General features: G+C 41.4%; 22 protein-coding genes and 1 riboswitch. Of the genes, 21 read left to right on the forward strand and 1 reads right to left on the reverse strand.

The genetic code is table 11. From position 1 onward, the window contains the following. The first annotated feature begins 85 nt into the window (after positions 1 to 85). The 18 genes from ACIQAA_RS31350 (at position 86) to ACIQAA_RS31435 (ending at position 19,729) form a co-directional block, all read left to right on the forward strand. Complete coding sequence (locus tag ACIQAA_RS31350) at positions 86 to 1,753, forward strand: spore germination protein (RefSeq protein ID WP_402627558.1); 1,668 nt, start codon at positions 86 to 88, stop codon at positions 1,751 to 1,753. Next, positions 1,701 to 2,810 (forward strand): GerAB/ArcD/ProY family transporter, encoded by a 1,110-nt coding sequence (locus ACIQAA_RS31355; protein ID WP_402627560.1) that lies wholly within the window; start codon positions 1,701 to 1,703, stop codon positions 2,808 to 2,810. Before ACIQAA_RS31350 ends, ACIQAA_RS31355 begins: the two co-directional genes overlap by 53 nt. After that, positions 2,794 to 4,011, forward strand: coding sequence for a Ger(x)C family spore germination protein (locus tag ACIQAA_RS31360; RefSeq protein WP_402627563.1), 1,218 nt, complete (start codon positions 2,794 to 2,796; stop codon positions 4,009 to 4,011). The genes ACIQAA_RS31355 and ACIQAA_RS31360 overlap by 17 nt, the downstream gene beginning before the upstream one ends. 12 nt (positions 4,012 to 4,023) lie before the next feature. Further along, positions 4,024 to 4,224: a CLC_0170 family protein gene (locus ACIQAA_RS31365; protein WP_402627565.1), complete on the forward strand. Its 201-nt coding sequence runs from the start codon at positions 4,024 to 4,026 to the stop codon at positions 4,222 to 4,224. A 218-nt stretch (positions 4,225 to 4,442) separates the two neighbouring features. Beyond that, a complete protein-coding gene (gene nirB / locus ACIQAA_RS31370) occupies positions 4,443 to 6,851 on the forward strand; it encodes a nitrite reductase large subunit NirB (RefSeq protein WP_402627567.1) in 2,409 nt (802 codons plus the stop codon). Between the two features lie 16 nt (positions 6,852 to 6,867). Beyond that, positions 6,868 to 7,191 (forward strand): nitrite reductase small subunit NirD, encoded by a 324-nt coding sequence (nirD, locus tag ACIQAA_RS31375; RefSeq protein WP_402627570.1) that lies wholly within the window; start codon positions 6,868 to 6,870, stop codon positions 7,189 to 7,191. Between the two features lie 180 nt (positions 7,192 to 7,371). Beyond that, positions 7,372 to 8,217 carry a formate/nitrite transporter family protein gene (locus ACIQAA_RS31380; protein WP_402627572.1) on the forward strand — a complete coding sequence of 282 codons (846 nt, stop codon included), beginning with the start codon at positions 7,372 to 7,374 and terminating at the stop codon, positions 8,215 to 8,217. A 15-nt stretch (positions 8,218 to 8,232) separates the two neighbouring features. Next, complete coding sequence (gene cobA / locus ACIQAA_RS31385; protein ID WP_402627575.1) at positions 8,233 to 9,006, forward strand: uroporphyrinogen-III C-methyltransferase; 774 nt, start codon at positions 8,233 to 8,235, stop codon at positions 9,004 to 9,006. Next, positions 8,990 to 10,021, forward strand: a complete 1,032-nt coding sequence (locus ACIQAA_RS31390; RefSeq protein WP_402627577.1) for an anthranilate phosphoribosyltransferase — start codon at positions 8,990 to 8,992, stop codon at positions 10,019 to 10,021. The genes cobA (ACIQAA_RS31385) and ACIQAA_RS31390 overlap by 17 nt, the downstream gene beginning before the upstream one ends. 146 nt (positions 10,022 to 10,167) lie before the next feature. Beyond that, positions 10,168 to 10,269, forward strand: a riboswitch (SAM riboswitch). Between the two features lie 69 nt (positions 10,270 to 10,338). After that, positions 10,339 to 11,055, forward strand: coding sequence for a phosphoadenylyl-sulfate reductase (locus tag ACIQAA_RS31395; RefSeq protein ID WP_402627580.1), 717 nt, complete (start codon positions 10,339 to 10,341; stop codon positions 11,053 to 11,055). 15 nt (positions 11,056 to 11,070) lie between these two features. Beyond that, positions 11,071 to 12,129 carry a sulfate permease gene (locus ACIQAA_RS31400; protein ID WP_402627582.1) on the forward strand — a complete coding sequence of 353 codons (1,059 nt, stop codon included), beginning with the start codon at positions 11,071 to 11,073 and terminating at the stop codon, positions 12,127 to 12,129. A 114-nt stretch (positions 12,130 to 12,243) separates the two neighbouring features. Beyond that, complete coding sequence (sat, locus tag ACIQAA_RS31405; RefSeq protein WP_402627585.1) at positions 12,244 to 13,401, forward strand: sulfate adenylyltransferase; 1,158 nt, start codon at positions 12,244 to 12,246, stop codon at positions 13,399 to 13,401. Between the two features lie 13 nt (positions 13,402 to 13,414). Next, positions 13,415 to 14,014 carry an adenylyl-sulfate kinase gene (cysC, locus tag ACIQAA_RS31410; protein ID WP_402627588.1) on the forward strand — a complete coding sequence of 200 codons (600 nt, stop codon included), beginning with the start codon at positions 13,415 to 13,417 and terminating at the stop codon, positions 14,012 to 14,014. Between the two features lie 30 nt (positions 14,015 to 14,044). Next, complete coding sequence (cobA, locus tag ACIQAA_RS31415; RefSeq protein ID WP_402627590.1) at positions 14,045 to 14,821, forward strand: uroporphyrinogen-III C-methyltransferase; 777 nt, start codon at positions 14,045 to 14,047, stop codon at positions 14,819 to 14,821. 21 nt (positions 14,822 to 14,842) lie between these two features. Beyond that, positions 14,843 to 15,568 carry a sirohydrochlorin chelatase gene (locus ACIQAA_RS31420; protein ID WP_402627593.1) on the forward strand — a complete coding sequence of 242 codons (726 nt, stop codon included), beginning with the start codon at positions 14,843 to 14,845 and terminating at the stop codon, positions 15,566 to 15,568. A 134-nt stretch (positions 15,569 to 15,702) separates the two neighbouring features. After that, positions 15,703 to 17,508 (forward strand): assimilatory sulfite reductase (NADPH) flavoprotein subunit, encoded by a 1,806-nt coding sequence (locus ACIQAA_RS31425; RefSeq protein WP_402627596.1) that lies wholly within the window; start codon positions 15,703 to 15,705, stop codon positions 17,506 to 17,508. Positions 17,509 to 17,536: 28 nt separating this feature from the next. Beyond that, positions 17,537 to 19,252: an assimilatory sulfite reductase (NADPH) hemoprotein subunit gene (gene cysI / locus ACIQAA_RS31430; RefSeq protein WP_402627598.1), complete on the forward strand. Its 1,716-nt coding sequence runs from the start codon at positions 17,537 to 17,539 to the stop codon at positions 19,250 to 19,252. Positions 19,253 to 19,453: 201 nt separating this feature from the next. Continuing rightward, positions 19,454 to 19,729 (forward strand): Spo0E family sporulation regulatory protein-aspartic acid phosphatase, encoded by a 276-nt coding sequence (locus ACIQAA_RS31435; RefSeq protein WP_402627601.1) that lies wholly within the window; start codon positions 19,454 to 19,456, stop codon positions 19,727 to 19,729. 77 nt (positions 19,730 to 19,806) lie between these two features. Here ACIQAA_RS31435 and ACIQAA_RS31440 read toward each other — a convergent pair whose 3' ends face one another. Continuing rightward, positions 19,807 to 19,992, reverse strand: coding sequence for a hypothetical protein (locus ACIQAA_RS31440; RefSeq protein WP_090759593.1), 186 nt, complete (start codon positions 19,990 to 19,992; stop codon positions 19,807 to 19,809). A gap of 346 nt (positions 19,993 to 20,338) precedes the next feature. Between ACIQAA_RS31440 and ACIQAA_RS31445 the strand changes: the two genes are divergently transcribed. From ACIQAA_RS31445 to ACIQAA_RS31455, 3 genes are read left to right on the forward strand one after another with little or no spacing between them, the layout of a single operon-like run. Further along, positions 20,339 to 21,181 (forward strand): ABC transporter ATP-binding protein, encoded by an 843-nt coding sequence (locus ACIQAA_RS31445; protein WP_402627604.1) that lies wholly within the window; start codon positions 20,339 to 20,341, stop codon positions 21,179 to 21,181. Then, positions 21,114 to 21,875 (forward strand): ABC transporter permease, encoded by a 762-nt coding sequence (locus ACIQAA_RS31450; RefSeq protein WP_402627607.1) that lies wholly within the window; start codon positions 21,114 to 21,116, stop codon positions 21,873 to 21,875. The genes ACIQAA_RS31445 and ACIQAA_RS31450 overlap by 68 nt, the downstream gene beginning before the upstream one ends. A 31-nt stretch (positions 21,876 to 21,906) precedes the next feature. Continuing rightward, complete coding sequence (locus tag ACIQAA_RS31455; RefSeq protein ID WP_402627610.1) at positions 21,907 to 22,908, forward strand: aliphatic sulfonate ABC transporter substrate-binding protein; 1,002 nt, start codon at positions 21,907 to 21,909, stop codon at positions 22,906 to 22,908. Positions 22,909 to 22,946: the final 38 nt, after the last annotated feature.

Consider the following 22,946-nt stretch of genomic DNA (forward strand, 5'->3'; position numbering starts at 1 on the left):
TCTGTTTTTTTAATCACTGATTCTAATGGTTAGGGAGGAATAAAATTGAGAAACTGGTAAAAATTATGAGTTAGGAGGTGGGAGTGTGTCCTTATTTCGAAAGAAGAAACGAACCGTAAAAAAACCGCAATTGTTAACTCCGAGTAAATTGGTATCAAAAAAGGCAAACACACCAACTTCTAGCTCATTAACGGAGACAGAGAAGCAAATAAAGGAAATTCTTGGTAATAACGAAGATTTAAGAATAAAACATTTTAAAATTTTTGGCAAATTTTCAGCAGCTTGCGTGTATTTTTCAAGTTTAGTTAATAAGGATTCACTTAATAAGGATATACTGAAGCCTCTTATGAATGAACCTGACCATTTAGTTGGAAAAGAGAAACCACTTACCCGGTTAATCGATATGATCCTAACAGAAACACTTTATCATAGTGAGGCAATGGTTGGAGAAAGTATTGACGAATTAATTGAGTTAATGCTCCGCGGTGAAACCGTGATTTTTATTGACGGAATAGAGGAAGCCATTCATATAGGAACACGAAAAGTTGAAAAGAGAGCGATTGACCAACCGCAAACAGAACAAGTCATTATAGGGCCGCGGGAAGGTTTTATTGAAAGTATCGCCACGAATATTGCCTTATTAAGATACAGGCTTCCGACACCAGACTTCCAAGTAAAAACGATGAAAATCGGCCGGCTGACAAAATCAACGGTGGCTATTTGTTACCTTAAAGGAATTGCAAATGAGACGGTAATTAAAGAGGTGGAAAAAAGGCTATCAGAGATTGATATAGATGCCATCCTAGATGTGGGGTATCTAGAACAATTTATTGAAGACAATCCTTTTTCACCATTTCCACAGACCCAAACTACAGAAAGACCAGATAAAACCGTGGCAAATTTAATAGAGGGGCGAGTGGCTATACTTGTCGATGGTTCTCCTTTTTCTTTATTGGTTCCAGTAGTTTTTAATCAATTCTATCAAACCACAGAAGATTATTCGTCAAGGTTCTTAATGGGAAGTTTTGTTAGGCTGGCCCGGATATTGGCATTAGTGTTTTCACTTATTTTTCCATCACTATATGTTTCCCTTATTTCATTTAACCCGGAACTACTGCCGACAGAATTTGCAGTAGCTGTTGCGGGCGGTCGGGCAGGGGTTCCTTATCCCGCCGTTATCGAGGTTTTGATTATTGAGGTCGCGATGGAAATATTACGAGAAGCCACCGTCCGGCTTCCCAAACAAGTAGGGGGAGCCTTATCCATTGTCGGGGTGCTGGTAATCGGACAGGCGGCAGTTGAAGCGGGTTTATCCAGCCCGATAACAGTAGTGGTTATCGCCCTGACTACAATTGGATCGTTTGCCACACCTACCTATACAGCAGCGTTTGCACTGAGGATGCTCAGATTTCCAATCATGATTTTGGCTGGTATTTTCGGACTATACGGGATAATGGTAGGTGTTATCTTTATTTTTAATCATATGCTTTCCTTAAAATCATTTGGTGTCCCATATATGGCACCTGTTTCTCCGGAAGACTACCAAGGAATGAAAGATGTTGTGATTCGCAGCCCGTTGTGGTGGATGCCAAAAAGGCCCGACTTTCTTCATCCAGCTAATCGATCGAGACTTCAGGAAAAAGATAATAAGATGTTAGAGGATAGCAAACTTGGAAATGATCAGCGGGAGGGTAAGAGCAATGGGGGATCCGAAGGAGATTACAGCACTTCAAGCGACAACGATCTTAATTAGTACGATTATTGGTGTAGGTGTTCTCCCATTGCCTTTGTTTGCAGTCAGAGCAGGAGAAACAAGCGCTCCATTTGTCACCTTTACCGGAATTGTTTTAGCAGCCATTGGATTAATGATCCTAACGTATCTTGGGGTTCGCCATCCACAACAAACGATTATTACCTATAGTGAAGATATCATTGGGAAATGGCTGGGGAAGATTTTTAGCGTAGTTGTCATCTTCTTTTTTTTAATATTAACCAGTCTGACAGCACGAGAGTTCGGTGCGGTTGTGGTAACGGCAGTGCTAAGAGAAACACCTTTAGAAGTAACGGTTATTGTCATGCTTTTATTGGCAGCGATTAGCTGCCGGAACAATATCAATGTTTTTGCCTATATCCACAATCTTTATGTACCTATGATATTGGCACCGGTGTTAATTGTCGTTGCCTTTTCTTTGAAGAATGCCAATCTCTTATATTTACGTCCGATATTTTTAGGAAATGAAATTCGCGATATGGTCGGAGGTATACTTACCGTTTCCGCGCTATTTCAGGGATCCTTCGTTATTACGATGATTATTCCATCCATGAAATCACCAAATAATGCAATGAAAGCTAGTTTTTGGGGAATTCTTATTTCAGGAGGATTATATCTATTAATTGTGATTGCAACTGTGGCTATTTTTGGCCCAGAAGAAATTAAACAAATCTTTTGGCCCACGTTAGAACTAGCTCGGACGACGGCGATACCAGGTAATATCCTGCAAAGGCTGGATATCATCTTTTTGGCGGTTTGGGTATTGGCAGTTTTTACTACATTATTCTCTAGCTACTACTTAACGATACATTCTATTAAGGAGCTTTTCAGATTAAAAGACCATAAAGTCCTTTCTTATTTTATTTTGCCATTTGTGTTTTTTTTAGCGATGGCACCGCAAAATGTTGTACACATGTATGAGATTGTCCAATTAATCGGAAGAGCGGGTTTGCTTATTACAATTATCTATCCTGCATTCCTTTTACTAATCGATTTCCTCAAGAGCTGGAGGAGGAAAAAAAATGTGGCAAAATCATAGTAAGATAAAAGTTGTTATGATGTTTCACTTCCTCATACCATTACTAACAGGCTGCTGGGATAGTAAAGAAATTGAACAAAGAGCAAATGTTTTGGCGATTGGAGTGGATATAGCGAGTAAGGAGGAGCGAAAAAAGGAGGATGAAATCTCTCATTTGGGAGAAAAATTTCCAATTCCTGATGAAGAAATGATTAAGGTCACGGCCCAAATTGCAGTCCCCGGAAGGATACCACTCGGTCCGCAGCAGCCTGGTGGTTCTGTTAAGCCCGTATTGGTAGTGGAGGTTGTGGGCCATACCTTTCAGGATACCATGTTAAGTCTGCAGCAGGAAGTCGCGGATGAATTGTTTCTGGGACATTTACGGATTATTGTCTTAAGTGAGGAAATAGCAAGAACAGGAACAAACCGTTTTAATGATTTTCTTAGACGTAATCCCGAAATACGCAGAACAGCATCATTAGTGGTCTCAAAGGAATCAGCTTCAAAATATATGAAAATAACCCCTGAGCTGGAACGTATTCCATCTCTTTATTTAGCAGACATGGTTGATAATTTATCCGCAATGGGCAAATTTCCGCCCAGCTTCATTGGTCTTTTTTGGACACTTAACTCTAGTAAAGGTCAGGATCCTTATCTCCCATACTTAGAATTAAAAGGAAAGTCTGCAATACAACTTAACGGTCTAGCTTATTTTCATGGTGATAAGATGGTCGGTAAGACAAATCCATTGGAAATAGGTGTTTTTATGTCCATAAGAGGAATCGGCAGAGGCGGTTATGGTGCCTTTGCCGAAGTACCTGGCAAGGATGAATCCGTTTTAGTAAGGACAGTCAGCCGAAATACAAGAACGAAAGTCAGTATTAAGAATGGTAAACCGCATGTCTCGATTAAGATCCAGTATGAAAGTGAAATTGATGAAAAGGAAAGTGCAACGATAGAGCTATCGGATTCAGCTACATTGAAAAAAATTGAAAAAGAAACTTCTAAAGATGCCAAAAAGGCGATCGAAAAATTAATAGCAAAAACACAGAAAACAAAATCTGATATTTTTGGGTTTGGTGAACACTTCCGAGCCAAATTACCGCGATATTGGAACAAAAACGTAAAGACAAAAGATAAATGGGATGAAATTTATCAGAATCTTACATTTGATGTTAAGGTGGATACCCATATTCACCGTGTTGGTATGAAATCTAAATAAGGAGTTTCTTTTATGTATATCGGATATTTTCATTATGTAATCGTACTCTGCTGGGTAACGGGGGGATTAATCCTATTTACCGATGTAAAAGCATACAAAAATGCTTCCCTCAAAAAAGAACATAAGGTGTCAAAATACTTAGGCTGGGTCAATATATTAATTGGCTTTGGTATCATTACTGCTGATTTCATTTATTCACATTTCATGTGGTGATTTGTTTTTTTGGACCCCAATTCGGGGTCCAATTTTTTTATGAATTTTGAGGGTAAATGTATCCGTTATCACCTTGATGAAATAAAGGTTTTTACGATACTTTATTCGGTTAAAGTGTGAAATAATATGTAAGATAACCTTCCAAACTCATGTTAATAAAGTTGTCATGATGTTATAAATGATTCAGATAATTCAAAACGAATAAGGAAGGTGTTCACATGAAAAAACAAAAGCTAGTTCTCATAGGGAATGGTATGGCAGGGGTCAGAGCGATTGAAGAAGTGTTGAAAATTAATCCAAATGGATTTGAAATTACGATTTTTGGCACTGAGCCCTATCCGAATTATAACCGAATTCAGTTATCAAAGGTCCTTCAGGGTGGTACTTCGGTGAGTGACATTACTTTAAATGACTGGGAATGGTACGAAGATAACAAGATCCGTTTTTATCCCGGAGAGACGGTAACAGCCATTAACACAAAAGCACAAACTGTGAGTACCGATAAAGGGCGAATAGAATCCTATGACCAATTAATTATTGCCACAGGCTCTAACCCATTCATGCTTCCATTACCAGGAGCAGATAAGGAAGGGGTTAAGGCATTTCGGAATATAAAAGACTGCGAAGAAATGATTGAATATTCGAAAAAGCATAAGAAGGCAGCGGTCATTGGCGGAGGTTTACTTGGATTGGAAGCGGCAAGAGGACTTCTTAACCTCGGGATGGAGGTTGATGTCATTCATATTTTCGATTACTTAATGGAGCGTCAGTTAGATCGAACGGCAGGGAAATTGCTGCAAACAGAGTTAGAGAAACAGGGCATGAATTTTATTTTACAAAAAAATACTGCAGAAATTACCGGCCGAAAACATGTTACAGGATTAAAGTTTTCGGATGGCAGCAGAATTAAAGCAGATTTGGTTGTGATGGCGGTCGGGATTAAACCGAATGTCGCGTTGGCGCAAGAAGCGGGAATACCAGTTAACCGTGGAATCCTTGTGAATGATTATTTAGAGACAGATATACAGAATGTGTTTGCGGTAGGGGAATGTGCCGAGCACCGCGGAATTGCCTACGGTTTAGTAGCGCCACTATATCACCAAGGACAAGTATTAGCGAAAAGACTCTGTGGGATACAGGATGAAGGCTACCAAGGTTCTGTTTTATCGACCCAATTAAAGGTATCAGGTGTCGATGTTTTCTCAGCAGGAAAAATCAATGAGGATGAGCGTACAAAAGTATATAAAATGTACGATGATTGGAATGGTGTTTATAAAAAAGTACTCATTGAAGACGGAAAGATTGCAGGTGCTGTACTGTTCGGTGATACAAAGGATGGAAATAAGTTATTTGACTTTATTAAAAAAGGGGCACTGATAGAGGAATATTTAGAGTCCTCTCAAGGTGATAATTCAGAGGTAAATTTAGTTGCCAGCATGTCTGATGAGGAGCTTATTTGCGGCTGTAATGGTGTCACGAAAGGAAGTATTGTCGAGGCAATTAAAGCAAATGGATTAACGACAGTTGACCAGGTGAAAGGCTGTACGAACGCTTCCCGTTCATGCGGGGGATGTAAATCACTTGTTTCTGATTTACTCGCTTGTACACTTGGTGACCAATTTCAAGCAGACCAAAAGGAAGCAATCTGCGGCTGTACGACATTATCAAGAGAGGAAGTGCTGGCAGAAATTCGTGAAAAGGGACTCACTCATATACGCGAGGTAATGAACGTGCTGGAGTGGAAAACAGATGGCTGTTCAAAATGTAAGCCTGCTTTAAATTATTATCTGGGTATGATTGATCCGGTAAAATATCAGGACGAGCGCGAAGCCAGATATGTCAATGAAAGAATGCATGCTAATATCCAAAAGGATGGGACCTACTCCGTTGTTCCTAGAATGTATGGCGGCGTTACAACCTCCGATGACCTAAGAAAAATTGCTGATGTTGCCGATAAATATAAGGTTGGCATGATAAAGGTTACGGGTGGTCAACGAATTGATTTACTCGGTGTCTACAAAGAAGACCTGCCAAAGATTTGGGCAGAACTTGATATGCCATCTGGGTCGGCTTATTCTAAGGGACTACGCACTGTGAAAACCTGTGTAGGTGAAAATTTCTGCCGGTTTGGAACGCAGGATTCAATTGGAATGGGAATCCGGTTAGAAAGGAAATTTGAAGGCTTAAACACTCCTCATAAAGTGAAAATGGCTGTGTCAGCCTGTCCGCGCAACTGTGCAGAAAGTGGAATTAAAGATGTTGGGATCGTTGGTGTGGAAGGTGCATGGGAAATGTATGTAGGCGGGAATGGCGGAACACATCTGCGTGAAGCGGATTTGTTGTTTAAGTTTAAAACAGGTGATGAGTTGGTCGAGATGATTGGTGCATTCCTTCAATATTATCGTGAAAGTGCGAAATACCTGGAAAGAACTTCAGCATGGGTGGAGCGCTTAGGGATCGACCATATTCGAGAGGTACTATCAGACGAGTTAATGGTGCAGGAATACAATAATCGAATTGATGAGGCATTGTCTGTGGTTCAAGATCCATGGAAAGAAGCGTTAAATAATAAAAACCTTTTAAGAGATTTATATCAAAATGTAAAGATTCCAGTAGAAACGAAATAAGGGGGAGTTGGAGCTTATGGAAAAAACATTACGCAGTGTCTTCATCGGTGAAGCAGCAGAATTACCACAAAAGTTAGGAAAAACTGTCATCGTCGGCAATAAGGAAATAGCCGTTTTTAAAACGGAAAATGGCGATATTCGTGCCATTGAGAACCGCTGTCCCCATAAAGGGGGCGTCCTTGCAGAAGGTATACTAAGCGGCGAATATGTATTTTGCCCTATGCACGATTGGAAAATCAGCGTAAAGGACGGCAAGGTCCAGGAGCCGGATATAGGGTGCGTTCAGACTTATCCTGTCGAGGTTACGGGTGGTCAAGTCTATGTCTTAATTAGAGAATAGATGGGGGATGTGGGTCTTTTTTTATAGGTTCATAGTGAGCGAGTCAGGGCAGTCGTCCAGGTTTCGGTCACTATGAGAGGTCTATAGTGCCCGAACCAGAAAATAAAGAAATGGTTAGGTAACTATGAACTTTTCAAAGCGACATAACCCCAAATTATCTAAAATAAGGGGGGTGAAAAGATGGTGATTGTGAGTCCAAATCAAGTAGTGGAAAGTATGATTCAAGCTGGAGAACGAAAGGCGAAATTACCTGTGAAGGATTTGCTCATCAGGGGGGCCCTTGGTGGAGCGCTGCTCGGATTTGGAACAACATTAGCTTTCACGGCTGAGATCCAAACAGGGCTAGGGATTGTCGGGGCATTACTATTTCCAGCCGCATTTGTCATTATCATTCTCCTTGGATTGGAATTAGTAACGGGCAGTTTCGCTCTAATACCCGTTGCTGTGCTGGCGAAAAAAGCATCCACAGCACAGATGTTAAAGAATTGGTTTTGGGTCATTATCGGTCATATAATAGGCGCTGTTTTTTACGCTATTCTATATATTGCAGCAGTTACACAGCTCGGACAGGTCACAAATCATGCAGTTGCAGCAAAGATCCTGGCAGCGGCAGAAGCCAAAACGCTAGGGTACAAAAGTCTTGGCTCAGAAGGTTTACTCGTTGTTTTTGTAAAAGCGCTGCTCTGTAATTGGATGGTGACACTTGGTGCTGTTATGGCGATGACGACAAAGTCCGTAATTGGGAAAATTGCTGCCATGTGGCTGCCGATATTAATTTTCTTTGCCCAAGGCTTTGAGCACGCTGTGGTCAATATGTTTGTCATCCCTGCTGGCATGATTCTTGGCGCAGATATTAGTATGGCTGATTGGTGGCTGTGGAATCAAATGCCTGTGCTAATTGGCAATTTAGTCAGCGGGGTTCTTTTTACTGGATTTGCACTGTATTACACACATGGGAAAAAGCAAACAAAAATGGTGTTGGAGCTGCCGAAAACAAGGGCTGCGGCAACTAGTACACAGCGATAAGAAGGAGTGATCGTTATGGGGAAAGCGTATATTGTTGGAGCGGGTCCAGGTGACCCGGAATTAATAACGGTAAAGGCATTAAAATGTATCCAGAGGGCAGATGTTATTCTTTATGACCGTCTGGTGAATCCAGAACTTTTAAAAGAGGCAAAACGCGATTGCCATCTCATTTATTGTGGGAAACAACCAAATTATCATACATTACAGCAAGAAACGATCAACCATCTGTTAGTCAAGTACACCAAACAGGGGAAAAACGTTGTCCGCTTAAAAGGCGGTGATCCCTTCGTATTTGGACGCGGAGCGGAGGAGGTCGAAGCTTTGCTGGCAAAGGGGCTCCAAGTTGAAGTGGTTCCAGGGATAACAGCCGGAATAGCCGCTCCAGCCTATGCTGGAATCCCGATTACACATCGCGATTTAGGAAGCTCTTTTGCTGTCGTCACGGGGCATAAGCCGAAGGGGAAACCAACCGACATTAATTGGAAGAGCCTAGCTACAGGTGTTGACACACTGGCAATTTATATGGGAATCACAAACCTCCCGTATATTTGCGAGGAATTAATGAAGCATGGAAAAAAGGAAAATACTCCAGTTGCGATCATTCAGCAGGGAACAACTCTGGCGCAGCGAACCGTTACAGGAACACTAAGCTCAATTGTCAGCGTGGTTAAAAAAGAAGGTATTCAAAATCCTGCTATGATCGTTGTTGGAGAAGTTGTCACCTTCCGTGATAAAATAAGTTTACTAGAAGCAGAGGGGAAGGCGGAAAGCTATGCAACAATGGCTTAAAGAAGTCGCAAGAGGAAAAAGAGGGTCGAAAGACTTAGACTATCAACAAACAAAAGAAGTCGCTCAAACGATTATTAGCGGCAAGGCAACAGATGCCCAAATTGCTGCCTATCTGATTGCGCTCCGCTTGAAAACGGAATCGCCGGAGGAATTGCTGGCGTTTGTGCTTGCCTATCAGGATGTTAGCAATAAACTTGAAGTGTCAAACCGGTCTATTATTGATCTAGCCAGTCCGTATAATGGAAGGAATTCCTTTACGGGGACTATTCCTGCTGCCATTTTGATGGCTGAATACGGGTTTCCAGTGTTTTTACATGGCAGCGATTCACTGCCGCCGAAATATGGAACAGCGCTCAAGGATATTCTTTTACAATTAGGTATTAATGTTTCTCAACCGCCGCAAAGATTGGCAGAAACAATCCAAGAAGCAGGAATTGCTTTTGCAAACACAGAGGAATATTGCTCTAGTTTAGGAAAGCTGCGAGGAATCCGCAAAGAGCTGGGGGTGAGAACTCTTTTTAATACAGTAGAGAAGTTATTAAATCTAGCTAATGCAGAATCTCTGATGATGGGTGCATATCATCGGACAGCGATTAACAAAATTGCACCTATGTTTAAAGAGCTTTCCTTTAAAAATGTCTATGTCGTTCAAGGAACGGAAGGCTCTGAGGATTTGCCTGTTCACCGCAACAGCTTTATTTACAAAATAACAGACAATAAGATTGAATCTTCCATCGTAAAACCGGAGGAATACGGCCTGTTGGTGCACGAGTTAGATAAAGATATCAAGCTGTCTGTACAAGAACAGTCTGACATTACGCTGGCGATTCTCAGCGGGGAACAATCTGCATCACTCCAGCCCTATTACAATCAAGTGCTATTTAATACTGGCATAAGGTATCACCTGTTTGGTGCAGTAAATGACATAGGAGAAGGAATAGAGATCGCAAAACAACAACTAACGGATCAACGAGGTTTAAGTCAATTAGAAAAATGGAAAGTGATGTCTAACTAATGCGTTCTAGACGGTATTGCGTCCAGGGCGTTTTTTTTCTTGGCGAATGGAATAAAATGGTAGAAAATTTATTTTTCAAAATTTTTGTTTTACTCATTTACATAAAACCTATTGGTATGGTAGGATTAATTTCATCAAATACAAAATACTTATCAAGAGAGGCTGAGGGACTGGTCCTATGAAGCCCGGCAACCTGCTGTGCAAGGTGCTAATTCCAGCAAAATGATCTTCATTTTGGGAGATAAGGCGTTAAACTATCGTGAGATGCCTTTCCTTTTCGGGAAGGCTTTTTTGATAAACAGAGGAGGTTTATAGTAATGGCTACACCGGTAACATATGAAAACTTGAACCAAATATCCGATCATTTCTCTATTGAGGATAAAACAAAGGGAGCAAAATCGGTATTAGAGTGGGCATACAACTCGTATCCAGAAGACCAAATTGTGTATGCTTCGAGCTTTGGAGCTGAAGCGATTGTATTAATCGACCTTATCCAGCAGGTTAAGCCAGACGCGCATATTGTATTCTTAGATACTGGCTTACACTTTCCGGAAACGTATGAGGTAATTAACAAAATCGAAGAGCGTTTTCCTTCACTAAATATTGAGCGAAAACTCCCAAAGCTGACATTAGATGAACAACGCGAGCAATATGGGTCAGCACTATGGAAGAGGGAGCCTAACCAATGCTGTAATATCCGTAAAGTCATTCCATTAAGGGAGACGCTGACGGCAAAACAAGCTTGGATCTCAGGGCTTCGCCGAGAACAATCACCCACTAGAGCAAACACTCAATTTCTTAATAAAGATGATAAGTTTCAGAATATTAAAATCTGTCCGCTTATTCACTGGACATGGGACGAAGTTTGGGACTATATCAAGGAAAAAGATATCCCTTACAATACCTTACATGATCAAAATTACCCTAGTATCGGCTGTTTCCCTTGTACACAGCCTGTTACGGCAGATGGTGATTCACGTGCAGGGCGCTGGGCGGGAAGTGGCAAAACGGAGTGTGGCTTACACACATCCTAAAAGGGGGCTTTTAGTTTGCTCACAATTATAGCAGTTACGATAGGGTTATTTTTTGCAATTAATATTGGTGCAAGTGGTGCAGCTGCTTCGATGGGAATTTCTTACGGAGCAGGAGTGGTGAAGAAAAAGCTGGCACTGTTACTATGCGGTATTACCGTGTTCTTTGGGGCTTGGCTTGGCGGCGGTGAAGTAGTAAAAACCATTGGCAGCGGAATTGTACCAAACAGCACTTTTACCGTACCAATCGCTCTCATCGTTTTAGCATCAGCTGCGCTGTCTTTATTTTTAGCGAATATATTCGGGATACCACTTTCCACCAGTGAAGTAGCAGTAGGATCAGTAGTAGGGGCTGGAATTGTCTATCAATCTGTGTTTGTGAGTAACCTTGCATGGATTATGTTTTTTTGGCTGCTTACTCCTTTTGCGGCATTCGTGATTGCGATTCTAGCTGCGAATCTATTAAAAAATAAAACGTTGAAACGTTGGATGGAAGCGCCGAAAGCCATTCCAATCCTTTCTGTTCTTGTCGTATGTATGGGGTTATTTGAAGCTTTCTCAGCGGGGATGAACAATGTTGCCAATGCAGTGGGACCGCTAGTCGGGGCTGATATCATGTCGACAAGTGCCGGTATTTTCTGGGGCGGGCTTTTTGTAGCAGCTGGTGCCATTCTGTTAGGTCATCGTGTTCTTGAAACAAATGGGAAGAAAATTACCACGCTTCGTCTGGAAGAGGGCTGTGTCATTTCTGGAACAGGAGCAGCGATTGTTACTGTCGCCTCTGTTTTCGGCATTCCTGTACCACTGACACAAATCACAACATCTTCAATTATCGGCATTGGCTTTGCCAAACAAGGCAAGTCTGTCTTAAAAAAAGGTATAGTGGTTCAGCTTCTTACGGTTTGGATTGTGTCACCTGTTTTATCTATGGTGCTTTCTTATACACTTATCCAATTGCTGATTGAACATAACTTTTATCCGATTGTAGCAATGGCAGGTGTTTTAATCTCCGTATTTGGAGTGTCGTCATTGATGAAAAGGTCGAATCAACCAGTCGTAGAAGCAGCAGAAAAGTAGTTTGTTCGCTTCGCTAAAACATTTTTGATTTCAACGATAAATTCTTTATCGCTGATATAAATCTCTAATTTAGAGGATTTTTAATAAAATAACGTAAATTCAAAAAAGAAAGGTATGATTCTGTTGTCATTTTTACCAGCACCTCATGGAGGTAAACTAATCCAAGCATTTGATCCAAACTATGATGTAACATCCATTGTAAAAGAACTCGAAATCGACGCCATTGCCTTAAGTGACCTTGAGTTGATCGGTGTTGGGTTATTTAGTCCACTAACCGGTTTTCTTGGAAAAGCAGATTATGAAAATGTCGTAGAGAACATGCGCCTTGCAGACAATACGATTTGGTCTATTCCTGTTACACTTCCGGTTTCTTATGAAACAGCAGCAACACTTGAAGTGGGGGAGAAAATAAAGCTTGTTTACAATAAAGAGGTATATGGGGTTATTACCGTTTCAGAATGGTATGAACCGAATTTAGACAAGGAAGCCGTTGAGATTTATAAAACACTAGAAACTGCTCATCCAGGAGTTAAGCGTCTGTATGAAAGAGGACCTGTCTATGTGGCCGGTGAAGTAGTGTTAGTTAAAAAGCCTGAAAAAGGAATCTTCGGCGATGTTTGGTTCGAGCCGAAAGAAACACGTGCATTGTTTGAAGAAAAAGGCTGGAAAACAGTTGTCGGTTTCCAAACAAGAAATCCTATTCACCGTGCACATGAGTACATTCAAAAAGCAGCACTTGAAACAGTTGATGGACTTTTCGTGAACCCGCTTGTTGGGGAAACGAAGTCTGACGATATCCCAGCCGATGTTCGTCTAAAAAGCTATCGTGTCCTTCTTGAAAATTACTACCCTCGAGAACGTGTACAGCTTGGTGTCTACCCAGCGGCAATGAGATATGCAGGACCAAGAGAAGCGATTTTCCATGCAATTGCCCGCAAAAACTTTGGCTGCACGCATTTTATCGTTGGCCGTGACCACGCAGGTGTCGGTAATTATTACGGTACGTACGATGCTCAATTAATTTTTAATGAATTCCCTGAAGGGGAACTTGGTATTAAACCTTTATTCTTTGAACATAGCTTCTATTGCACAAAGTGTGAAGGAATGGCTTCTGATAAAACTTGCCCGCACAGCAGCGAAGACAGAGTGATCCTTTCTGGAACAAAAGTAAGAGAATTGCTTCGCGCAGGACAGCTTCCTCCATCCACATTCAGCCGTAAAGAGGTTGTTGAAGTGTTGATTGAGGGAATGAAAGAAGAAACGACGGTTTAAGGAGGAGAAACAAATGACAAAAGCAACGAATATCACTTGGCATGCTAGTACCGTTTCAAAATCCGACCGTCATGCTCAAAATGGTCATGGAAGCTGTGTACTATGGTTTACAGGACTTTCTGGTTCTGGTAAATCCACGATTGCAAACGCCGTATCAAGCGCATTGTACCGTCAGGGTATTAATGAATATGTTTTAGATGGTGATAATATCCGCCATGGATTAAATAAAGATCTTGGTTTTTCAGACCATGACCGGACAGAGAACATCAGAAGAATTGGCGAAGTTGCCAAATTGTTTGTAGATAGCGGTGCTGTTGTAACGACAGCATTTATCTCTCCATTCCGTTCCGACCGCGACCAGGTCCGGGCTATTTTTGAAGAAGGCGAGTTTATTGAAGTTTTTGTTGACTGTCCTCTTAATGAGTGTGAAAAGCGTGATCCAAAGCAGTTATATGCAAAGGCTCGACGCGGGGAAATAAAGGATTTCACTGGGATTGATTCTCCTTATGAAGCACCGGAAATTCCAGAGATTACAGTCCGTTCTGACCTTTTAACAGTGGAAGAGGCCGTGAACCAAATTTTAAGTTACCTCCTAGAAAAAAACATTCTCTAACATGAGTTGATAAGAAAGGATGGTTGATCAATGGTTGGCAAGGTTTATTTAGTAGGTGCGGGTCCTGGAGATCCAGATTTAATTACAGTAAAAGGATTACGCTGCCTCAAGCAAGCTGATGTCATCCTCTATGATCGGCTGGTAAATCCTGAACTTTTGGAGAATGCGAAAGAGGGAGCGCAGCTTGTCTATTGCGGCAAGCTTCCACATTATCATACAATGAAGCAGGAGACCATTAATCATTTCCTCGTGAAATACGCCAAAAAGGGGTATCAGGTTGTCCGCTTAAAAGGAGGAGATCCTTTTGTTTTCGGACGTGGCGGCGAAGAAGCGGAGGAATGCGCGAAGCATAATGTTCCGTTTGAAATTGTTCCAGGCATTACGGCTGGAATCGCTGCCTCTGCTTATGCAGGAATTCCTGTTACCCATCGGTCCTTAAGTAAAAGCTTTGCATTCATCACCGGACATCAGGCTGGCGATGTTGAGGCGGAACACCAGTGGGCGCATTTGGCAAAGGGTGTAGATACGATTTGTGTGTATATGGGGGTATCTCATCTTTCGACAATTACCAAACAATTAATCGAAAACGGTAAATCATCACAGACTCCGATTGCTCTGATTCATTGGGGTACATTAAGTGACCAGAGAATCGTGGTCGGAACGCTTGAGAATATTGAAGCAGTGGTGGAAAGAGAACAGATTACCAATCCAAGTATGATCGTGATTGGAGAGGTAGTAACCCTCCACAAAAAATTGAATTGGTTTCAAGAAGAAATTGTACCAAATATTCCAGCAGCCAACCGGTAACAGCAGAAGGGAGCACAATGTATGAAAGCAATTCTTTATATCGGCCACGGTACTCGCTCCAAAAAAGGTGCGGTCGAGATTAGAGCCTTTATCGACAAGGTTAAGGCACGAATTGATGTACCGATTCAGGAGCTTAGTTTCCTTGAGTTGACAGAGCCGTTGATTGAAGAAGGCTTTGAAACATGTGTTGAACAAGGTGCAACGGAAATCGATGTAGTTCCTCTGTTTCTTTTGGCAGCGGGACACATTAAACGGGATATCCCTGAAGCATTGTCACCCTTGATGGCTAAATATCCTACTATTCCGGTCAAAATAAAGAATCCATTTGGCGTGCAGGAAGTTATTTTGGATGCGGTCGCTGAGTTAATTAAGGATTCAGCAGGTGAAGTGCTCCCCGCTGATAGGTTATTGATTGTCGGTGTGGGCAGCAGTGACCCTGATGTTCATGTGAACTTTGCTAAGATTGCAGATGGCATAGGGGTGCGGCTTGGACCTGAAAAGGTATCCGTTTGCTATTTAGCAGCGACTGAACCAAAGTTAAGTGAGGGATTGGAGACGATATCGGAAGGAGCAAAAGGCCGAGTTATCGTCGTTCCTTATATGCTATTTACCGGCCTCCTTCTTGCAGAATTGAACAAAATCGTTCGATCCCGTCAAAAAGAAGGTCAAAGGATCCTGTGTACTCCAGCTTTAAGCAGCCATACCGTAATCGAAGATATCGTAATCGAACGTGCGGTTGGTGAGTAGATTACCAAAAGGATTTAGGTAACTAAAACTTATTAAATAGAGAACTGGGTCACTAAAAAGACTAATTTAAATCTAACAGCCTCTAAAAAAATACTGTATGATAAAGTTTATATTCCATAGTGAGGTGGATAACGTTGCAACTTCAGGTAATGAACAGTCCGTTTAATCAGGAGCAGGCGGAACTCCTAAATCGTCTTTTACCTACTTTTACTGAATCTCAAAAAGTTTGGTTGAGTGGGTATCTTGCGGGTGCAGCTTCTGCGCCATTGGCTTCAGTCCTCGGAGTGCCAAGCCAGCAAGGAACCACAGAGGGGACACCTTCAAAAGAAGTGACCATTCTTTACGGTTCACAAACAGGTAATGCACGAGGCTTAGCAAAAAAGGCCAGTACGACACTTGAGGGGAAAGGGTTCCAAGTAACTGTTTCCACTATGAGCGATTTTAAGCCAAACAATATTAAAAAAGTAAAAAATCTACTTATTATCGTAAGTACGCATGGGGAAGGCGATCCACCGGATAATGCCCTGACATTCCATGAGTTTTTACATGGTAAGCGTGCTCCGAAGCTTGAGGAATTAAACTTTTCAGTTTTATCTCTTGGAGACAGCTCATATGAATTCTTTTGTCAAACAGGAAAACAATTTGACGCCCGCTTAGAGGAACTAGGGGGTACCCGGCTTTATCCGCGTTTCGACTGTGATCTTGATTACGATGAACCGGCAGCAGAATGGCTTGAAGGAATCATCAGCAGCTTAGGTGAAGCAAAGGGTGGAATTCCTGCACTAACTCAGGCAGCAACTTCCCAAACGGTTGAATCGACCTACTCTAGAACCAATCCGTTTAGAGCAGAAGTGCTTGATAATCTCAACTTAAACGGCCGTGGATCGAATAAAGAAACACGACATCTCGAGTTATCGCTGGAAGGGTCGGGTCTAAGCTTCGAACCAGGGGATAGTCTAGGAATCTATCCAGAAAATGATCCAGAGCTAGTTGACCTGCTTCTGGAAGAATTGAAATGGAATCCAGAAGAAAGTGTAACCATAAATAAACAAGGCGAAGTTCTTTCGTTAAAAGATGCGCTGACAACCTATTATGAGATTACAACATTAACAAAACCGCTTCTTGAAAAAGCAGCAAAACTTACTGCAAACAGCGACTTACAGGAACTTCTTAATGACAGCGAAAAAGTAAAATCCTATCTTGATGGGCATGATTTACTAGATGTGGTTCGCGAGTTTGGACCGGTGAACAGCTCTCCTCAAGAGTTTGTTTCGGTTCTTAGAAAAATGCCTGCACGACTCTATTCGATTGCAAGCAGCTTAAATGCAAATCCAGATGAAGTTCATTTAACGATAGGTGCTGTCCGTTACAATGCGCACGGCCGTGACCGTAAAGGTGTCTGCTCTATTTTTACCGCAGAACGATTACAGCCGGGAGACACTGTACCAATCTACATTCAACACAACGAAAACTTTAAGCTCCCAGCGAATCCTGATACCCCAATCATTATGGTTGGACCTGGTACAGGTGTAGCTCCATTCCGCTCCTTTATGCAAGAGCGCGAGGAAACTGGGGCAGAAGGTAAGTCTTGGATGTTCTTTGGAGACCAGCATTTTGTGACAGATTTCCTATATCAAACAGAATGGCAAAAATGGTTAAAAGACGGTGTATTAACTAGAATGGATGTTGCTTTTTCACGTGATACAGCTGAAAAAGTTTATGTTCAGCACCGTATGCTTGAACAAAGCAAAGAAGTGTTCCAGTGGCTTCAAGAAGGTGCTGCAGTATACATTTGCGGTGATGAGAAACATATGGCACACGATGTCCATCAAACCCTTATTGAAATAATCGAAAAAGAAGGAAGCTTGAGCCGAGAAGAGGCAGAAGCCTACTTAGCAGATATGCAGCAGCAAAAACGATACCAGCGCGATGTATATTGATACAGTAGTGGAAGGAGATTTTTCTTAAATGGTGAAGCAAAAATTAAAGGCACCTGAAGGCGCGCCAAGTGATGTAGAGCGTATAAAAAGAGAAAGTAACTATTTACGCGGAACACTGAAAGAAGTTATGCTCGACAGAATCAGTGCAGGAATTCCAGACGATGATAACCGCCTAATGAAGCACCATGGCAGCTACTTGCAGGATGACCGTGACCTCCGCAACGAGCGGCAAAAGCAAAAGTTAGAGCCTGCTTACCAGTTTATGCTCCGTGTTCGTATGCCAGGTGGTGTCGCTACTCCCGAGCAGTGGCTTGTTATGGATGACTTAGCAGAAAAATATGGCAATGGTACGTTAAAACTAACAACGCGTGAAACATTCCAAATGCATGGAATTTTGAAATGGAATATGAAAAGCACCATTCAGGAAATTCATGCTGCCCTTCTAGACACCATTGCAGCTTGCGGAGATGTGAACCGTAATGTGATGTGTGCCTCGAATCCTTATCAGTCTGAGGTTCACGCTGAAGTGTACGAATGGTCGAAAAAATTAAGTAATGACCTATTGCCGCGGACAAGAGCTTATCATGAAATTTGGCTTGATGAAGAAAAAGTCGCTGGAACACCGGATGTAGAAGAAGAACCAATGTACGGACCGCTTTATCTGCCGCGTAAATTTAAGATCGGTATCGCGGTGCCACCATCTAATGATATTGACGTTTTCTCACAGGATCTCGGTTTAATTGCGATTGTTGAAGACGAAAAGCTTGTCGGCTTTAACGTGGCCATTGGCGGCGGAATGGGTATGTCTCATGGAGACAAAGAGACCTACCCGCAGCTTGCCAAGGTAATAGGCTTCGTTAAACCAGAGCAAATCTATGATGTGGCAGAAAAGGTTATTACGATTCAACGTGATTATGGAAACCGCTCAGAACGTAAAAACGCACGTTTCAAGTATACTGTCGACCGATTAGGCCTTGAGACAGTTAAGGAAGAGCTAGAAGAGCGCCTTGGCTGGAGTCTTGATGAAGCAAAGCCTTATCATTTTGATAACAATGGCGATCGTTATGGCTGGGTGAAGGGCATTGGTGGAAAATGGAATTTAACACTGTTTGTTGAAGGCGGACGTGTGGCAGATTTTGATGATTATAAGCTGAAGACAGGATTAAGGGAAATTGCCAAGATACATACAGGTGATATCCGTCTGACGTCTAATCAGAATATTATCATTGCCAATGTATCAGCCCAGAATAAGAAGAAAATTAGTGAATTGATTGAACTATATGGTTTAACGGATGGTGAGCATATTTCAGCACTCCGCCGCAGCTCTATTGCCTGTGTTGCTCTGCCAACATGCGGTTTAGCAATGGCAGAAGCAGAACGTTATTTGCCGCGTCTAATCGACAAAATTGAAGGTATTGTGGACGAAAACGGTCTTCGAGATAAAGAAATAACCATTCGTATGACAGGATGCCCGAACGGCTGTGCGCGTCATGCGCTAGGGGAAATTGGCTTTATCGGCAAGGCACCCGGCAAATACAATATGTACTTAGGAGCCGCACATGACGGCAGCCGTTTAAGTAAAATGTACCGAGAAAACATTGGTGAAGAAGATATTTTGAGTGAACTGCGTGTCGTTCTTTCCCGTTATGCGAAAGAACGTGAGCAAGACGAGCACTTCGGTGATTTTGTTATTCGTGCAGGAATTGTCCAAGCTACGACAGATGGCACAAATTTTCATGCTTAATATCTGAAAAGAGACAGAAATCCTGTCTCTTTTTTTTATGTGTAAATGTTCAGAAATTTTAAATAACGTCTAGTTTTGTCACTTTTTAACTTGTTTTATCGAAACGATTTAATAGATTAAAAAAAATGCTATAATTCATTTCATGACATTAAAAGATTAAAGCATCTGGGTAATTTATTTTTTTCAGAGGTGTATTTTGTAATGAGGATAGTAGATTTAGAAGAGGCAATAAATGAGAAGAGAGCTGAGATGATAGAAATAGGGATGGCAAAAGGCCTGTCTAGTGAAGAAACGGTAGTATGCAGCCAGGAACTAGACAGATTGCTCAATGACTATAGAAGGTTAACAGCCATGCAAGGACGGTCTAAATTTCCTTTATTTCGAGAAGAACTTTTAACCTTTATCCAGAACTTGCAAAAATTAATAGTGAGACCGTACAAACTATTACTTCCTTATAAGAGTAATAGATTCTTCTAAGTTAATATGTATGCTAATAAAGGTATGTTTAGACCCACCCATTTGACCAAGATGGGTCTTTTTTTTGGCTAAAATTCTTACGTACGCTGGATCGTAGAGGTAGAAAAACTTTTTACCATTTTCTGCAGGTTTCTATGTGCTTCTCTTAGTTTTATTGTTTCTTCGATGATTTTTTGGAATCCTTCAATGTCTCTATCAGACGCATACAAAAGTGTCTTTGGAACTCCTTCAGCGATTTGTTGTAGGGTAATATCTTGGCTCATAGCAATGACCACCTTTCAACTTATTCGTTAGACTAGCTTTTCGTTCTACTTAAATAGTTTGAGGTAGAGGGGTGTTTCTCCTGCCATGACTGTAAAAAACTTGTCTACATGAATCACCAGATTCTATTAGAAATAGCAGCGTTCTACCAAATAACGACGGGAATCCATCAGGATTGCTAGGCAATTGTAGAAAAATATTTAAAGAAAATTCAGTTAATATAAAAAGAAATAGAAAAAGAATAAATAGAAAAGTTTTCAGAATGAAAGAATAATAGTTGACTTAAGCAATGTTTGTAATATAATAAAACCAATGGTTTTACTGGGTATTAAGAAGAGGTGAAATATAATGTACTTAACGATTGAAGATATTCAGAAAAGTTTTGTAAATGATAGAAAAGAAAAAGTGAAAGTACTTGATGGAATAAATTTGAATGTTAAAAAGGGAAGCTTTGTTTCAATCGTTGGACCATCAGGATGTGGAAAGTCTACATTGCTATACCTTGTTGCAGGACTTGATAAAGCAGATAGCGGCGAAATCCGCGTCGATGGAGACTTGGTATCAAAACCTGGTCCCGAAAGAGTAGTAGTTTTCCAGGAAGCAGGTTTATTTCCTTGGCTGACTGTTTTAGAAAATGTAACATATGGGCTGATGCTAAAAAAAATGCCAAAAGAAGAGGCAAAAGCGAAGGCGCTTGATGTATTAAAAATGGTTCACCTCAGTAAATATGTAAATTCCTATCCTCACGAATTATCTGGAGGAATGAAGCAGCGGGTTTCAATCGCTAGAGCGTTAGTCATGGAACCTGACATCCTGCTAATGGATGAGCCTTTTTCAGCTCTAGATGAACAAACGAGAATGGTACTGCATAAAGAGCTGCTAGAAATCTGGAGGAAGACGAAAGTTACCATCTTCTTTATTACTCACAATATTAGGGAAGCGGTTCTCCTTTCAGAAGAAGTCGTTGTTTTTGCCACACGTCCAGGAAGGATCAAGGAAATCATTCCTGTTCCAACCATGAAAGATGGGGTTACACCTGATAGTGTGACGTTAAATACCGAACAACGAATCTTGTCTATCTTGCAAGAAGAAATCGAAAAAGTATTGAAGGAGGAAATCGGTGATGACTACAGCTTTAAGACGGATCATCTTCATCGCGGCGATAGCGGTGATATGGGAAGTCACATCTAGATTTTCCAGCCTTCCAGATTTTATGTTTCCTAGCCTGACTCAAGTGCTCGAAACGCTTTTTAACGGCTTAATGAGTGGTCAAATTACACTGGCAATCGGTAAAAGTATGGGGCGTATCCTACTTGGATTTACGATTGCAATCGTCGTCGGATTGATATTAGGGTACTTCATCTGGCGATATAAACTGGTCGAAGATACACTTGGTTTTGTCGTAACGGCTCTTCAATCGATTCCAAGTATTGTCTGGTTCCCGCTGGCGATTATTTGGTTTGGTTTAAATGACTTTTCGATCTTGTTTATTGTTACAATCGGTGCCACGTGGACCATGACGGTTAACGCAACCAGCGGATTCAAGAATGTCCCACAGCTTTACCAGCGGGTTGCCAAGGTGTATGGTTCAAGTGGTTTTCACTTCCTGCGCACTGTGATCCTTCCAGCATCTGTACCACAAATCATTTCAGGGCTGCGGATTGCATGGGCATTTTCATGGCGCGCGTTAATGGCAGGTGAACTGCTTGGAGGCGGAGGAGGACTTGGTCAGCTGCTCGAGATGGGTCGTTCACTCGGTCAAATGGATTTAGTTATTTCTGTCATGATTATCATTGCGATTATCGGGACAATTGTCGATAATGTTGTTTTTTCAAGACTTGAACGCAATGTAGAAGTAAAATGGGGTATTAGAAAAAGAGCTTAATAAAATACTTATATGGCCAGGAGAGAAAAAAATGTTGAAAAAATCTATGCTGTATTTATTTATCACCATATTATTTATCGGTCTGCTAAGCGGCTGTGCGCAATCTTCAAACGAAGGTGGAGGCGAAGGTGAAGAGGTAAAAACTGTTAAGATTGGATATTTTCCAAACTTAACTCATATCGCAACAATTGTTGCACTGGAAAAAGGCTATTTTGAAGATGCTTTCGGTAAGGATGTTACAATTGAAACGAAAACAGTTGCAAATGGCGGACTATTTATGGAAGCTATGGCTACCAAAGCAATTGACGTTGGTACAGTAGGACCTGGTCCATTACTTAACTTTTATGTGAAAAACAAAGAGTACCACCTCATCTCAGGTGCGGTAAATGGCGGAGCGGTTCTTGTAGCTGCAGAAGGCAGCGGAGTGGAAAAATTAGAAGATTTAGATGGAAAAAAAGTAGCGATTCCGGTAATTGGAAGTACACAGGATGTTATGTTACGTAAAGCGCTAAAAGAAGCAGATTTAAAAGCGAAAACAAGCGGCGGTACAGTAGATTTATTTGCTGCAGCCCCTGCTGATACAGCATCTTTATTTGTTCAAAAACAAGTAGATGCAGCTGCAACACAAGAGCCTTGGGGATATGTACTTGAAAACCAAGCAAATGGAAAACTCCTTTTAGACTGGGATGAATTTGCATGGGGGAAGGAATCTACCAATACAGTAGTTGCTGCTAGAGCAGACTTCTTGAAAAACAAAGACCTATCACAGAAGTATCTTGATGCACACAAAAAGTCAGTACAATTCATTCAAGACAACCCAGAAGAGAGTAAAGAAATTGTTATCAAACATTTAAAAGATCTTACAGGGAAAGAATTAAATAAAGACGAAGTAGATGCAGCATTCTCTCGTTTAGCGGTCACAACAGACGTTAACGAAAAAGTCATTCAGGAAATGGCAGATATCAGCAAAGAAGCTGGATATATTCCAAGCAGTGATATCAAAGGCTTAATCGACATGTCATTATTGAAGTAATACGAAAGGTTTTGGACTCAATTATGGGTTCAAAACCT

It is taken from the genome of Neobacillus sp. NPDC093182 (assembly GCF_044754045.1).

Coding starts and splice junctions, on each gene's coding strand:
- ACIQAA_RS31365 (WP_402627565.1), top strand. CDS start 4,024: ATGTATATCGGATATTTTCATTATGTAATCGTACTCTGCTGGGTAACG.
- cobA (WP_402627590.1), top strand. CDS start 14,045: ATGGTTGGCAAGGTTTATTTAGTAGGTGCGGGTCCTGGAGATCCAGAT.
- ACIQAA_RS31395 (WP_402627580.1), top strand. CDS start 10,339: ATGGCTACACCGGTAACATATGAAAACTTGAACCAAATATCCGATCAT.
- ACIQAA_RS31455 (WP_402627610.1), top strand. CDS start 21,907: ATGTTGAAAAAATCTATGCTGTATTTATTTATCACCATATTATTTATC.
- ACIQAA_RS31380 (WP_402627572.1), top strand. CDS start 7,372: ATGGTGATTGTGAGTCCAAATCAAGTAGTGGAAAGTATGATTCAAGCT.
- ACIQAA_RS31390 (WP_402627577.1), top strand. CDS start 8,990: ATGCAACAATGGCTTAAAGAAGTCGCAAGAGGAAAAAGAGGGTCGAAA.
- ACIQAA_RS31445 (WP_402627604.1), top strand. CDS start 20,339: ATGTACTTAACGATTGAAGATATTCAGAAAAGTTTTGTAAATGATAGA.
- cobA (WP_402627575.1), top strand. CDS start 8,233: ATGGGGAAAGCGTATATTGTTGGAGCGGGTCCAGGTGACCCGGAATTA.
- cysI (WP_402627598.1), top strand. CDS start 17,537: ATGGTGAAGCAAAAATTAAAGGCACCTGAAGGCGCGCCAAGTGATGTA.
- nirB (WP_402627567.1), top strand. CDS start 4,443: ATGAAAAAACAAAAGCTAGTTCTCATAGGGAATGGTATGGCAGGGGTC.
- ACIQAA_RS31435 (WP_402627601.1), top strand. CDS start 19,454: ATGAGGATAGTAGATTTAGAAGAGGCAATAAATGAGAAGAGAGCTGAG.
- ACIQAA_RS31420 (WP_402627593.1), top strand. CDS start 14,843: ATGAAAGCAATTCTTTATATCGGCCACGGTACTCGCTCCAAAAAAGGT.
- cysC (WP_402627588.1), top strand. CDS start 13,415: ATGACAAAAGCAACGAATATCACTTGGCATGCTAGTACCGTTTCAAAA.
- sat (WP_402627585.1), top strand. CDS start 12,244: ATGATTCTGTTGTCATTTTTACCAGCACCTCATGGAGGTAAACTAATC.
- ACIQAA_RS31440 (WP_090759593.1), bottom strand. CDS start 19,992: ATGAGCCAAGATATTACCCTACAACAAATCGCTGAAGGAGTTCCAAAG.
- ACIQAA_RS31450 (WP_402627607.1), top strand. CDS start 21,114: ATGACTACAGCTTTAAGACGGATCATCTTCATCGCGGCGATAGCGGTG.
- nirD (WP_402627570.1), top strand. CDS start 6,868: ATGGAAAAAACATTACGCAGTGTCTTCATCGGTGAAGCAGCAGAATTA.
- ACIQAA_RS31360 (WP_402627563.1), top strand. CDS start 2,794: ATGTGGCAAAATCATAGTAAGATAAAAGTTGTTATGATGTTTCACTTC.
- ACIQAA_RS31355 (WP_402627560.1), top strand. CDS start 1,701: ATGGGGGATCCGAAGGAGATTACAGCACTTCAAGCGACAACGATCTTA.